The organism is Lacinutrix sp. MEBiC02595 (assembly GCF_053601555.1).
This window is the reverse complement of the sequence record NZ_JBSHNU010000147.1, coordinates 53482-66365: the sequence shown is the minus strand read 5'-3', so window position 1 is coordinate 66365 and position 12884 is coordinate 53482. Positions and strand designations below refer to the sequence as shown.

At 31.8% G+C, this 12884-nt stretch carries 15 protein-coding genes; 8 read left to right on the top strand and 7 right to left on the bottom strand.

Going from position 1 to position 12884, the window contains the following annotated elements:
* Positions 1–22: 22 nt before the first annotated feature.
* Genes ACVCZW_RS02500 through ACVCZW_RS02485 form a run of 4 tightly spaced genes read left to right on the top strand, consistent with a single transcriptional unit; the run spans position 23 to position 3520 of the window.
* Positions 23–1489, top strand: coding sequence for a phytoene desaturase family protein (locus ACVCZW_RS02500; RefSeq protein ID WP_452231567.1), 1467 nt, complete (start codon positions 23–25; stop codon positions 1487–1489).
* Between the two features lies 1 nt (position 1490).
* Positions 1491–2327 (top strand): phytoene/squalene synthase family protein, encoded by an 837-nt coding sequence (locus ACVCZW_RS02495; RefSeq protein WP_452231012.1) that lies wholly within the window; start codon positions 1491–1493, stop codon positions 2325–2327.
* 29 nt (positions 2328–2356) lie between these two features.
* On the top strand, positions 2357–2815 hold the full coding sequence (locus tag ACVCZW_RS02490) for a sterol desaturase family protein (protein ID WP_452231011.1): 459 nt from the start codon (positions 2357–2359) through the stop codon (positions 2813–2815).
* Between the two features lie 3 nt (positions 2816–2818).
* A complete protein-coding gene (locus tag ACVCZW_RS02485) occupies positions 2819–3520 on the top strand; it encodes a lycopene cyclase domain-containing protein (RefSeq protein WP_452231566.1) in 702 nt (233 codons plus the stop codon).
* Here ACVCZW_RS02485 and ACVCZW_RS02480 read toward each other — a convergent pair.
* From ACVCZW_RS02480 to ACVCZW_RS02450, 7 genes are all read right to left on the bottom strand, one after another.
* Entirely contained in the window at positions 3498–4019 is a 522-nt protein-coding gene (locus ACVCZW_RS02480) for a GNAT family N-acetyltransferase (RefSeq protein ID WP_452231565.1), read from the bottom strand. The genes ACVCZW_RS02485 and ACVCZW_RS02480 overlap by 23 nt on opposite strands.
* Before the next feature lie 76 nt (positions 4020–4095).
* The gene (clpX, locus tag ACVCZW_RS02475) at positions 4096–5328 is read right to left on the bottom strand and encodes an ATP-dependent Clp protease ATP-binding subunit ClpX (RefSeq protein ID WP_452231008.1); all 1233 of its coding nucleotides are present in this window, start codon (positions 5326–5328) and stop codon (positions 4096–4098) included.
* 89 nt (positions 5329–5417) lie between these two features.
* Positions 5418–6092: an ATP-dependent Clp endopeptidase proteolytic subunit ClpP gene (gene clpP, locus ACVCZW_RS02470; RefSeq protein WP_055443725.1), complete on the bottom strand. Its 675-nt coding sequence runs from the start codon at positions 6090–6092 to the stop codon at positions 5418–5420.
* Positions 6093–6270: 178 nt separating this feature from the next.
* Entirely contained in the window at positions 6271–7599 is a 1329-nt protein-coding gene (gene tig, locus ACVCZW_RS02465; RefSeq protein WP_452231007.1) for a trigger factor, read from the bottom strand.
* Between the two features lie 182 nt (positions 7600–7781).
* Positions 7782–8129 carry a phage holin family protein gene (locus ACVCZW_RS02460; RefSeq protein ID WP_452231006.1) on the bottom strand — a complete coding sequence of 116 codons (348 nt, stop codon included), beginning with the start codon at positions 8127–8129 and terminating at the stop codon, positions 7782–7784.
* 46 nt (positions 8130–8175) lie between these two features.
* Entirely contained in the window at positions 8176–8952 is a 777-nt protein-coding gene (locus tag ACVCZW_RS02455; RefSeq protein ID WP_452231564.1) for an alpha/beta fold hydrolase, read from the bottom strand.
* Between the two features lie 59 nt (positions 8953–9011).
* Entirely contained in the window at positions 9012–9725 is a 714-nt protein-coding gene (locus ACVCZW_RS02450; RefSeq protein WP_452231563.1) for a pyridoxine 5'-phosphate synthase, read from the bottom strand.
* Positions 9726–9816: 91 nt separating this feature from the next.
* Between ACVCZW_RS02450 and ACVCZW_RS02445 the strand changes: the two genes are divergently transcribed.
* The 4 genes from ACVCZW_RS02445 to ACVCZW_RS02430 all read left to right on the top strand — a co-directional run bounded on the left by ACVCZW_RS02445 (position 9817) and on the right by ACVCZW_RS02430 (position 12883).
* Entirely contained in the window at positions 9817–10476 is a 660-nt protein-coding gene (locus tag ACVCZW_RS02445) for a CBS domain-containing protein (RefSeq protein WP_452231003.1), read from the top strand.
* 2 nt (positions 10477–10478) lie between these two features.
* Positions 10479–11351, top strand: coding sequence for an NAD kinase (locus ACVCZW_RS02440; RefSeq protein ID WP_452231176.1), 873 nt, complete (start codon positions 10479–10481; stop codon positions 11349–11351).
* 98 nt (positions 11352–11449) lie between these two features.
* The gene (gene porG, locus ACVCZW_RS02435) at positions 11450–12142 is read left to right on the top strand and encodes a type IX secretion system protein PorG (protein WP_452231002.1); all 693 of its coding nucleotides are present in this window, start codon (positions 11450–11452) and stop codon (positions 12140–12142) included.
* Entirely contained in the window at positions 12143–12883 is a 741-nt protein-coding gene (locus ACVCZW_RS02430) for an isoprenyl transferase (RefSeq protein ID WP_452231001.1), read from the top strand.
* The last annotated feature ends 1 nt before the right edge of the window (position 12884 follow it).

The window sequence follows — 12884 nt, the reverse complement described above, 5'->3', positions numbered from 1 at the left end:
GTTTATTTAATTAAATTATACCATGAATTCAAAAAAAATTATAATCGTTGGTTCTGGATTTTCATCTTTATCTGCTTCCTGTTATTTAGCAAGCAAAGGTTTTGATGTAACCATTCTAGAGAAAAACAAAACGGTTGGCGGAAGAGCAAGACAACTAAAAAAAGATGGTTTTGTTTTCGATATTGGTCCAACTTTTTATTGGATGCCTGATGTTTTTGAACGTTTCTTCAATGATTTCAACACGTCTACTAAAGCGTATTACCAACTAAATAAGCTAAACCCTGCTTATCAAATTTATTTTGGAAAGAAAGATTCCATTAGTATATCTGACAATTTTGAAGATATAAAAACAACTTTTGAAGGTATTGAAAAAGGTAGCGCTAATAAACTTCAAAAGTTTATAGACAAAGCGCAAAGAAACTACAACATTGCAATTAAAGATTTAGTGTACAAGCCCGGAGTGCACGTTTTTGAAATTATAAACAGTAAAACTATTTTAAAGTTATACGAGTTTATTTTAACTATAAAAAAACAGGTTACAGGTTATGTAAAAAACAAAAAGCTACAAAAGATATTAGAATTTCCCGTTTTATTTCTTGGTGCCAAACCAAGCAATACACCTTCCTTTTATAACTTCATGAATTATGCCGATTTCAAATTAGGAACATGGCACCCACAAGGAGGTATGTACGAAGTCGTTAAAGCGATGACAAGCCTTGCTAAAAGTCTTGGTGTGAAAATAGTAACAGATTGCGCCGTTGAAGCCATACATATCGAAAATAAAAAAGTAGTAAATGTTAGTACGAAAAAAGGTTTAATGCACTGCGACATATTGTTAAGCGGAGCAGATTATCACCATACAGAAACCTTACTTCCAAAAGAACTAAGGCAATATTCAGAATCGTATTGGAATAAAAAAACCTTTGCTCCTTCTGCATTATTATTCTACGTTGGATTTAATAAAAAAATAAAAAACGTTTCGCATCACACTTTATTTTTTGACACTGATTTTGATGCACACGCCAAAACCATTTATGACACCAAAGAATGGGCAGAAAAGCCTTTATTTTATGCAAGCTTCCCAAGTATAACAGATGCTTCCACTGCTCCTGATGGCAAAGAAGCTGGTATCTTTTTAATTCCTATTGCACCAGATGTAGAAGACACTCCAGAAATTAGAGAACATTACTTTAAACAACTTATAGATCGAGTTGAAAAAATTACTGGAGAAGACCTTCAAAATAATATTTTATTTAAAGAATCGTATTGTGTAAAAGACTTTAAAGACGATTACAATTCATATAAAGGCAACGCATATGGCCTGGCTAATACACTTACACAAACACATGTTTTAAGACCTAAATTAAAAAGTAAAAAAGTGGATAATTTATATTTCTGCGGACAACTAACCGTTCCTGGACCAGGCGTACCACCATCTTTAATTTCGGGTAAAATAGTAAGTGATTTAATTATAAAAAACATCGCATAACATGAAAGCATTATTTGACACATCTAGTTTAAAATGTAGCAAGATTGTTACTAACAGCTACAGCACATCGTTTTCTCTTGGCATAAAACTATTTGCTCCTTCTATACGCCCTTCTATTTATGCCATCTATGGATTTGTGCGTTATGCGGATGAAATAGTAGATTCTTTTGAAGCGTATCCACAAGAAGATTTATTCTATGATTTTGTTACAGACTACAAGAAATCATTAGATAGAAGAATTAGTTTAAATCCGATTGTAAATTCGTTTCAAGAAGTAGCACATAAATATCATTTACAAGGCTATGCAGATGATTTTCTAAAGCGAATGGAAGCTGATTTACTAGTAACAGATTACACCACTAAGGAAGCCTATGAAAACTACATATATGGATCTGCAGATGTTGTTGGTTTAATGTGTTTGCGAGTATTTGTAAATAACGATGATGCCAAATTTGAAGCGCTAAAAGAATCGGCCACACGATTAGGATCTGCGTTTCAAAAAGTAAATTTCTTAAGAGATATTAAAGAAGATACCGAAAACTTAGGTCGTTCGTACTTTCCTAATTTAGATAGTAATTCACTAAACAATTCGAATAAAGAAGAAATAATAAAAGACATTGAAAAGGATTTTCAAGAAGCATATAAAGGTATCATTCAATTACCTTTAGAAAGCAGGCTTGGCGTTTATATTGCGTATCGATATTATTTAAAATTACTGAAGAAGCTTAAAAAAGCAGATCCTGAAAAGATTTTAAGCGGAAGAATTCGAGTTTCAAACCCGTTAAAATTAGTAATACTAACTAAATCGTATATACGATATAAATTAAATGCGTATTAATTTTAACCGATTAAGTATCTTACAACACAATGAATATTATACTATACATACTAATTACAATAGTAACCTTTTCTTGCATGGAAGTGGTTACTTGGCTTACTCATAAATATATAATGCATGGCTTTCTATGGTATTTACATGCAGATCATCACGAACCAAAATACCCGCATGCTTTTGAAAAGAATGATGCTTTTTTTGTCATTTTCGCCACTCCTAGCATACTACTTTTATACTTCGGATTAATACCAACCTTAAACTACCTATTCTTTATTGGCTTAGGTATTTTCTTTTATGGAATGAGTTACTTCTTAATTCACGATGTACTTATTCACCAACGTTTTAAATGGTTTAAAAACACCAAAAACAAATACCTTATTGGCTTAAGGAAAGCACATAAAGTGCACCACAAACATTTAGGAAAACAGGAAGGCGAATGTTTTGGAATGTTGTTTGTTCCGAAGAAGTATCATAACACTTTTAAAAAATAACACATGCAATCATACACTTATCTTTTTGTAGATTTAGCTTGTATTACTGTTCCGTTTATAGCGAGTTTTTATAAAAAACATGCCTTTTATAAAGAATGGAATTCCTTTTTTAAAGCCAATATTATTGTTGCTTTACTATTTATTTTATGGGATTCGATTTTCACTAACATGGGAGTTTGGGGTTTTAACACCGAATATTTAACAGGGATTCATTTAGGAAATTTACCACTAGAAGAAGTATTATTTTTTATCTGTATTCCGTATTGTTGTGTCTTTACCTTTTTTGCTTTACAGCATATTATTAATCAAAATCCTTTAGAAAAAATTGCATCAGGGTTAAGCTATTTTTTAATAGTAGTTCTTTTAATAGTTGGCTTTTTTCATTTTGAAAAATGGTACACTTCCATTACTTTTCTAAGTACATCCGTATTTCTAATGTATTTAAAGGTTAAGAAAACAAATCTTTCATACCAGTACTTCACGTACTTTTTAATTCTTCCTTTCTTTTTTATTAGCAACGGCATTCTTACGGGAAGCTTTTTGGTAGCACCTATTGTTTGGTATAATGACGCCGAAAACCTAGGAATTAGAATTGGTAATATCCCTGTGGAGGACTCTATTTACGGCTTACTTCTTATTTTTATGAATATTGAATTATATCGCTATTTTAAAAATAGAAAAACTAAAGCGTTAGACGAAAAATAATATTATCCGGAAATCCTTCGTCTTTCCTATGCTGTTCTAGAATAAAATTATTCTTTTCTAACAGAGCAATAGAACCTTTATTATGTCTGCTTGTAAATGCTTCGATAGCTTTTAATTTCAGTGCATAAAAACCAAAATGCACTACACTTTGTAAAGCTTCTGTCATGATTCCTTTATTGTAGTATTCTGGTAATAAATCATAGCCAACCTCCGCTGTTTTTCTGTCTGTACTAAAATTCCATAAGCAAATGCTTCCTATTTTTTTTGTTTCCGAAGTACGGTTGATAATCCAAGAAATGGATGTATTAGTATCTATATACTTCACTAACTCTTTCGTTTTCTCTTCTGCCTCAGAAGCAACTTTAAAAGGTTCTCTTGCTATGTATTGTATTACTTCTTCATTAGAACGAAGTGCAAAAACAATATCGACATCCTTCCTATTTAAAATAGTCAGGGTTAATCTTTTCGTTTGTATTTCTTTAACCTCTTTAAATTTCATCCTTTAAAATAAACAAAAAAAACCATTTACAAATAAATTTATAAATGGCTTTTATAGGTAGTACAACATATAAAAACTAAGAAACTGCTTTCAATTTTTTTATAGTTGTTTTAGTCAGTTTTTCTTCTGCGTATTCTTGTGTCACATTTAATGCTTTCTCTTTACTACCTGGTAATTCAAACATAGCATCTGTTAAAATTTCCTCGCACAGTGCACGTAAACCACGAGCTCCTAACTTATACTCTATTGCTTTACCAACAATAAAATCTAAAGCGCCATCTTCGATAGTAAACTCGATATCATCCATTTCGAACAATTTCTTGTATTGCTTAATGATTGCATTTTTAGGCTCTGTTAAAATCGCTCTTAATGTTTTAGCATCTAAAGGATCCATGTATGTTAATACGGGAAGACGACCAATAATTTCAGGAATTAAACCAAAGTCTTTTAAATCTTTTGGAATAATATACTGTAATAAATGATTTTGATCTACAACGTTATCACTCATAGATGCAGAATAACCAACAGCTTGCATGTTTAATCTTTTAGAGATTACACGATCAATACCATCAAAAGCACCTCCAGCAATGAATAAAATATTTTCTGTATTTACTTCAATAAATTTCTGATCTGGATGCTTACGTCCTCCTTTAGGCGGCACATTTACTACGGTACCTTCCAAAAGTTTCAATAATGCTTGTTGTACACCTTCACCAGAAACATCACGAGTTATAGATGGGTTATCACTCTTACGCGCAATTTTATCTATTTCGTCAATAAAAACGATTCCTTTTTCAGCTTTTTCTAAATTGTAATCTGCAGCTTGTAGTAATCTTGTTAAAATACTTTCTACATCTTCACCAACATAACCCGCTTCTGTTAAAACAGTAGCATCTACAATTGCTAATGGTACGTTTAGCATTTTAGCAATAGTCTTGGCCATTAAGGTTTTACCTGTTCCGGTTTGACCAACCATAATGATATTTGATTTTTGAATTTCAATATCATCATCACTTGGTGGTTGTAATAATCTTTTATAGTGATTATATACAGCAACAGACATTACCTTTTTTGTTGCTTCCTGACCAATTATATATTCGTCTAGAAAGCCTTTAATCTTTTTAGGTTTGCGTAATACTAACTCTGCAGAAAGGTCACTATTATCGGTTTGTTTGGATTCTTCGATAACAATACCATGTGCTTGCTCAATACAGCGATCGCAGATATGCGCATCTAATCCTGCTATTAATAAGTTGGTTTCGGGTTTTTTACGTCCACAAAACGAACATTCTAAATCTTCTTTTGCCATTACTTAAATTATAATGTCCAATAGAACGAAATGAAGAATTTATTATTAAAGATGCTCCACTTCGCTCGATATGACAGTTTACTTTTATTTTAGCTTCTCACTAAAATTTCATCAATCATTCCGTATTCTTTCGCTTTATCCGATTTCATCCAATAATCACGATCAGAATCGTTGTATACTTTGTCGTAATCTTGACCAGAATGCTTACTAATAATATTATAAAGCTCTTCTTTTAAGATTAAGATTTCACGAGCAGTAATTTCTATATCACTAGCTTGACCTTGTGCGCCACCTAAAGGTTGGTGAATCATAACACGAGAATGTGTTAAACCACTACGTTTCCCTTTGGTTCCTGCACATAATAAAACAGCTCCCATAGAAGCAGCCATTCCTGTACAAATTGTAGCTACATCTGGTTTAATAAACTGCATGGTATCATAAATACCAAGACCTGCATATACACTTCCTCCTGGAGAGTTGATGTATATTTGAATGTCTTTATTAGCATCTGTACTTTCTAAAAACAATAATTGGGCTTGAATAATATTAGCAACTTGGTCGTTAATCCCAGTTCCTAAGAAGATGATTCTATCCATCATTAAACGAGAAAATACATCAAAAATAGCGATGTTCATTTGACGTTCTTCAATTATGTTTGGTGTCAAGTTTGTTGGATACATGCTACTAATTATTTTGTTGTAGTATGTGCTGCTAATTCCTTGATCTTTTATTGCAAATTTTTCGAATTCTTTTCCGTAATCCATATGTTGTATAAAATTATAGTTATGAACTATTTAAGCTTTTCTATTTAAGAAAAAGAGCCTAAATGCGCTCTATTAAAAAAGGCGTTAAAACGTAAAAGTTTCAACGCCCAAATATAAGGATTTATTCTTTAAAAGTATGTTAACACTTATATAAGCTAAGTGCAACTATTTTCTCTTCTTATTTATCTCCGTAAACTTCTTTTACAAAGTCTTCGTACGTTAATTCTTTAACCTTAACATTTGCCTTTTCTTTATAAACTTCTAATAAGCGTTGGCTAACGATTTGTTCTGATATTTTACGAGCTTCTTCTTGGCTAGATAAAACACGAGCAGCAATATCATCAAGCTCTTTTTCTGACGGGTTCATTTGTCCGAATTGAGCCATTTGCCCTTTAATCATGTTTTTAGCATGCCCTTGAATATCTTCTAAGGTTACTTGTATTTTGTTATCTGTGATTAGTTTCCCTTCAATTAATTGGTAACGTAAGCTTTTTTCAGACTTTTCGTATTCGTCTTTTGCTTGATCTTCTGTCAATTGTTGTTCTCCTGCAGTTTGCATCCATTTTTGTAAGAATGCTGCTGGTAAATCGAATTTAGTATTGTCTACTAAGTATTCTGTAACATCATTTAAAAGTTTTTGATCTCCTTGTTGCACGAATTGTTTTTCGGCATCTTCTTTAATCTTTTCTTTTAATTCGGAAACAGAAGTTACACTACCATCTGCAAATAATTTAGTAAACAACTCTTGATCTAAGTCTGCAAGCTCACGTTTATTGATTTCTGTAACGGTAAAAGTTACTTCAATTTCTAAACCATGCGCATCCTCATGTTGCACTTTTAATGCATGCATTAAATCATGATCGTCACTATATAAACCTTTTGTTTTTAAAGTAATTACATCACCAACTTTAGCACCAACAAATTTCTTTGCGTTTGCAGCTCCTTTAAGTTTATCTAAAGTTATGGTAACTGTATTTTCAATTTCTTTCTCTTCGTTTTTAAAAGTTCCAGTTATTTCACTGTCTTTTTCAATGGCAGTTTGCGAAATTAATTTACCGTACTGTTTCTGGATGTTTATGATTTGATCATCAATCATTTTATCTCCAGCAACAATATTATAATGTGTTATTGCTTTTTTACTTTTTAAATCTACGCTAAATTCTGGTGCTAAACCTAATTCGAATTCAAAAGAAAAATTTTCAGCTTCCCAATTAACTTCGTCTTGAACTTTAGGTAATGGTTGCCCTAAAACATCTAACTTTTCTTCTGTTAAATATTTATTTAAACCTTCTTGTAAAAGTTTATTAACCTCATCTACCAAAACGGCTTTACCATATTGTTTCTTAACCATTCCCATTGGCACGTGACCTTTTCTAAATCCAGGAATGTTAGCAGTTTTTCTATAATCTATTAAGATTTTTTCAATTTTATCGCTATAATCTTCTTTAGCGATTTCCACTTTTACTACTGCATTTAATGCATCAATGTTTTCTCTTGTAATATTCATTATAAATGATATAAAACCCTAAAAGGGCATTTAACACTAGTTTTAGATTCTCATTTTCATGAGAAACACCATTTAATAGAATTCTAAAAGCTAACTTTTAAAGAATTTTCCCTATTAAAAAGGAGTGCAAAAATACTACTTTTTTACACTACAACAAAGTTTTTAACGTATTGAAAATTAGCCTACTTTTTATCTTGTTTTAAAAAGGATTGCAACAAAGATTGTAAAATACTTAAAAGCACAGAAAAAAGCATTGCTGTCCAGAAGCTACTCACGGCAAATCCATCTATAAAATTATCTGCTAAAAGAATAATACATGCGTTAATAACAAACATGAATAAACCTAGAGTTACAATGGTAATTGGCAAGGTTAAAATAACTAAAATAGGCTTCACTATTAAGTTTAAAATAGAAAGCACAATTGCAACAATAATTGCTGTTTGGTAGCCATCTACAGTTACACCATTTAAAAAACTTGCTAAAGCAAATACAGCAATAGCATTAAGTAAGAGTCTTATTATTAAGTTCATAGTTTGTTTATTGAATTTATTCGTATTAAAGATTAATAGTTATCTTCTAATTTACAAAATCTATTACAGCTTTATAGAAATCTTCCGGATTTTCTGCATGTAACCAATGTCCTGCATTTGCAATAGTTGTAATCCTTGCTAAAGGGAAATGTCTTTTAATTAACGCTTCGTCTTGCAGCGCAATGTATTCACTTCTGTCTCCTCGCAGAAACAAAGTGTCTTTATCAAATTTGGCGTGCATTGGTAATGCTTCACCAACCTCGCTTACATTTTCTTTTAAAGCTTCTAGATTTATACGAAGAGCAAGTTTTCCTTTTTCAATCCAATATAGATTTTTAAGTAAAAATTGCCTCGTTCCAGGTTCTGAAACATAATTAGCTAACACTTTATCTGCGGCACCTCTCGATTTTAATTCTTCAAAATTCAAACGACTTAATCCTTCTAAAATAGCGTCGTGATGAATAGGGTAAAATCTTGGTGAAATATCTGCTATTATTAATTTAGAAACCAGTTCTGGATATTCTGTAGCAAAAAGCATAGTAGTTTTCCCTCCCATAGAATGTCCTAATAATATAATATCTTCTAGTTTATATGCTTCACAATAGTTTTTTAAGTCTTCGACTAAAGCATCATAATTAAAAAGATCACTATGAAAACTTCTACCATGGTTACGTTGATCTATTAGATGCACTTGAAAGCCAGCTTCGCTAAAATGAGTACCAAGTGTTTTCCAGTTATCACTCATCCCTAAAAAACCATGAAGAATAATAAATGGTTTTCCTTCTCCTAATATATTGGATTGTAATATTTCTTTATTTACCACGAATGCACGAATTTTTTTGACTGATTATACTTTGATTATTTAGATGGAACACGGAATACTTACTTCAGTCGTTGTAAATACATTTGAATTACATTTTCTACACCTAGATAAAGGCTTTCAGAAATTAAGGCATGACCAATAGAAACCTCTAATAATCCTGGAATGTTTTCTTTAAAGAATTTCATATTATCTAAAGATAAATCATGTCCAGCGTTTATACCTAAACCAAGCGTATTACATAATTGAGCACAAGCGGTGTATGGGATAATGGCGTCGTGATTCCCTAAACTGTATTGATGTGCAAATGCTTCTGTGTATAATTCAATTCTATCTGCTCCCGTTTCTTTTGCTCCTTCCATTTGCTTTACATCTGGATCTACAAAAATGGAGGTTCTAATGCCGTTCGCTTTAAATTCCTGAATTACTTCCACTAAAAAATCTTTATGTTTAATCGTGTCCCAACCAGCATTACTAGTAATTGCACTTACACTATCTGGAACCAAGGTAACTTGGGTTGGTTTTATTGCTAAAACCATTTCTATAAACTTCGGAATTGGGTTTCCTTCTATATTATATTCGGTGTATACTTCTGGTTTTAAATCGTAAGCATCTTGATAGCGAATATGTCTTTCATCTGGTCTAGGATGAATAGTTACTCCTTCTGCACCAAAACGCTGTACATCCTTCGCAAACTGTACTACATTAGGTAAATCTCCACCACGTGAATTTCGTAAAGTGGCTATTTTATTAATATTTACACTTAGTTTTGTCATTATATATAGTATTATAGTACAAAAATACAAACTAGAACCACCTTATTGTGCTATTTTTTTGATTAATTTGCAGAAGCAAAAAAGAAGAAAAATGAATCTTTCTAATTATATAATAAACGACATCAAACCACTTACATTAAAGGATAGTGTACGGGATTTGCAAGTGCTATTCAATCAGCTTACCTATTCACATATTCCTATAAAAAACAATGAAGATGTTTATTTAGGTTGTATTTCTGAAACGGATGTGCATTGTTTTGAAAGCAAAGAACTTGTTAGTGATATTACCTATTCTATGGAAGGCTTTTTTGTTAGAGAAGACACTAATTGGCTAGACATACTAGAAGCTTTTGCTCAGAACTCTACGAACATCATGCCTGTTTTAAGCAAAAGCAATACCTACTTAGGCTATTACGAGCTTAAAGATATTATCCGCTTATTCAACGACACTCCTTTCTTCTCTGAAGCTGGTGGGATTTTAATAATAGAAAAAGGAGTAAATGATTATTCTTTTAGCGAAATAAGCCAAATTGTAGAATCTAATGACGGTAAGTTACTAGGTGCTTTTATTTCAAAAATGGAAAATGATGTGGTTCAAATAACACTCAAAATTGGAAACACAGGATTGAATGATATTATGCAAACCTTTAGACGTTATAGCTATAATGTGGTTTCGGGTCATGAAGAAGATAGTTATATGGAAAGCTTAAAAGAGCGATCAGACTACCTTAATAAATATCTAAACATGTAATGATGAAGATAGCTATTTACAGTCAGTACTATTCTGAAAAAACCATAGATGCATTTCAGCTTTTATTAAAAGTGCTTTTAAAGGAAGATGTCGAAATCCATATAGAACAAGAATTTTTAAATCATATAAAAGATTCCATAAAAAACACTTCTATTGCCTCTTTTATAGATCTAGACAAAAGTTTTGATCTTTTAATAAGTATTGGTGGTGACGGTACTATTTTACGCGCAATAACGTACGTGCAAGATTTAGATATTCCAATTGTAGGAATAAACACTGGTCGTTTAGGTTTTTTAGCGACCATACAAACGGATGATATAGCAGAAGCTTTCAAAAATATTTTAGCTGGAAACTACAAAATATCAGAACGTAGTTTATTAAGCATGGAGACTACTCCGGAAAACACAGATATTAAAGAAATAAACTTTGCCTTAAATGAAATTGCAGTAAGCAGAAAGAACACCACTTCTATGATTACTGTAGACACCAAACTAAATGGCGAGTATTTAACATCCTACTGGAGTGATGGCTTAATTGTATCTACACCAACAGGATCTACAGGATACTCACTAAGTTGCGGCGGACCAGTAATAACACCAGATACCAATAGTTTTGTACTTACACCAATTGCGCCTCATAATTTAAGCGCAAGACCATTAGTAATACCAGACTCTACAGAAATAGAATTAATGGTAGATGGTAGAGAAGACCAGCATTTAGTTTCCTTAGATTCTAGAATAGCCACACTAAATAATAATACTATTATAAAAATTAAAAAAGCATCCTTTACGGTGAAAATGCTTGAATTGATTGAAGAAAGTTTTCTAGACACACTCCGAAAAAAACTACTTTGGGGTGAGGATAAACGGAATTAAACAATATTTTAACCGAAATACTGTTTTATTCCCATACAATTTGTTTCAAATTGCTATAGGCTAATCTTATTTATTATATTTGCAAACTTTAATTCTATATGAGGTATTTTTATATTATTTTAATAACTGCTTTAACTTTTCAGCTATCGCAAGCACAAACTTATGAAATAGGTGTGTTCGCTGGTGGTAGTAATTTTATTGGTGATGTTGGTTCCTCGAAGTATATTTCGCCAAACCAACCAGCAATTGGAGGGATTTTTAAATGGAATAGAAGTGCAAGGCATTCTTTTAGGTTCTCCTTAATATACTCAGAACTAGAAGCAGACGATAGTAAATCTAACGATCCTAGAAGAAAAGAAAGAGGTTACAAATTTAACAATTCCGTAATTGAAGCTTCGGCAGGAATCGAATTCACCTTCTTAGATTTCAATTTACATAGTAGAAAAACGAATTCTACACCTTATTTATATACAGGAATTGCAGTAGCAAAACATAATAATTTTCACTTTAATTTCAATGGTGAATTAATAGATGATGACACCTCTAGTATAGCTTATGCTATTCCTATGGTTTTAGGATACAAGCATCAAATAGCACAAAATCTGATACTTGCAGGAGAAATTGGAGCACGCTATACTTTTACCGATGAAATTGACGGTAGTGTACCAGATGCCGAAGAAGCTTATGATAGATTTGCTTTTGGTAACTTAAATAATAATGACTGGTATGTATTTACTGGTTTTACATTAACCTACACATTTGGCGAAACACCTTGCTATTGCTCCTTTTAAATGGATTTGAAAGAAAAAATAAATATAGATAAATTACCAAAACATCTAGCTATTATAATGGATGGTAATGGACGATGGGCAAAACAGAAAGGTATGCTTCGTGCTTTTGGACATGAAAATGGCACAAAATCTGTTCGAGAAACGGTGGAAGCAACAGCAGAATTAGGTATTGAAAACCTAACACTTTATGCTTTTTCAACAGAAAACTGGAATAGACCAAAACTAGAAGTACAAACTTTAATGAAGCTATTAGTTTCTGCTTTAAAGAAAGAAATAAAAACACTTCAAAAGAATAACATCAAATTAGCGGCCATTGGTAATCTAGAAGCCTTACCTAAAAAAGCATATCGCGAACTTCTTGAAGTTATTGACAAAACAAAAACAAACAATAGAATGACGCTTACTTTAGCTTTAAGCTATGGTTCTAGAGAAGAAATACTAAATACCGTTAAAAAAATAGCAATTAAAGTTAAAAATAATATAATTTCGCCCGAAAATATTGATGAATCAGTTATTAATGAGCATCTTTACACGCAAAATTTACCAGATGTAGATTTGCTTATTAGAACGAGCGGTGAACAGCGTATTAGTAACTTCCTGCTTTGGCAAATAGCCTATGCAGAATTGTATTTTACGGAAACCTTATGGCCTGATTTTACAAAGCAAAATTTATACGAAGCCATAATAGAATATCAAAAAAGAGAAAGAAGATTTGGGAAAACAAGTGAACAACTTAGCTAAG

What these genes read in the sequence shown, in the direction of transcription:
- ACVCZW_RS02500 (WP_452231567.1), top strand. Translation starts at nt 23, where the DNA reads ATGAATTCAAAAAAAATTATAATCGTTGGTTCTGGATTTTCATCTTTA.
- ACVCZW_RS02430 (WP_452231001.1), top strand. Translation starts at nt 12,143, where the DNA reads ATGGATTTGAAAGAAAAAATAAATATAGATAAATTACCAAAACATCTA.
- ACVCZW_RS02495 (WP_452231012.1), top strand. Translation starts at nt 1,491, where the DNA reads ATGAAAGCATTATTTGACACATCTAGTTTAAAATGTAGCAAGATTGTT.
- porG (WP_452231002.1), top strand. Translation starts at nt 11,450, where the DNA reads ATGAGGTATTTTTATATTATTTTAATAACTGCTTTAACTTTTCAGCTA.
- clpP (WP_055443725.1), bottom strand. Translation starts at nt 6,092, where the DNA reads ATGGATTACGGAAAAGAATTCGAAAAATTTGCAATAAAAGATCAAGGA.
- clpX (WP_452231008.1), bottom strand. Translation starts at nt 5,328, where the DNA reads ATGGCAAAAGAAGATTTAGAATGTTCGTTTTGTGGACGTAAAAAACCC.
- ACVCZW_RS02485 (WP_452231566.1), top strand. Translation starts at nt 2,819, where the DNA reads ATGCAATCATACACTTATCTTTTTGTAGATTTAGCTTGTATTACTGTT.
- ACVCZW_RS02460 (WP_452231006.1), bottom strand. Translation starts at nt 8,129, where the DNA reads ATGAACTTAATAATAAGACTCTTACTTAATGCTATTGCTGTATTTGCT.
- ACVCZW_RS02440 (WP_452231176.1), top strand. Translation starts at nt 10,479, where the DNA reads ATGAAGATAGCTATTTACAGTCAGTACTATTCTGAAAAAACCATAGAT.
- ACVCZW_RS02490 (WP_452231011.1), top strand. Translation starts at nt 2,357, where the DNA reads ATGAATATTATACTATACATACTAATTACAATAGTAACCTTTTCTTGC.
- ACVCZW_RS02445 (WP_452231003.1), top strand. Translation starts at nt 9,817, where the DNA reads ATGAATCTTTCTAATTATATAATAAACGACATCAAACCACTTACATTA.
- tig (WP_452231007.1), bottom strand. Translation starts at nt 7,599, where the DNA reads ATGAATATTACAAGAGAAAACATTGATGCATTAAATGCAGTAGTAAAA.
- ACVCZW_RS02480 (WP_452231565.1), bottom strand. Translation starts at nt 4,019, where the DNA reads ATGAAATTTAAAGAGGTTAAAGAAATACAAACGAAAAGATTAACCCTG.
- ACVCZW_RS02450 (WP_452231563.1), bottom strand. Translation starts at nt 9,725, where the DNA reads ATGACAAAACTAAGTGTAAATATTAATAAAATAGCCACTTTACGAAAT.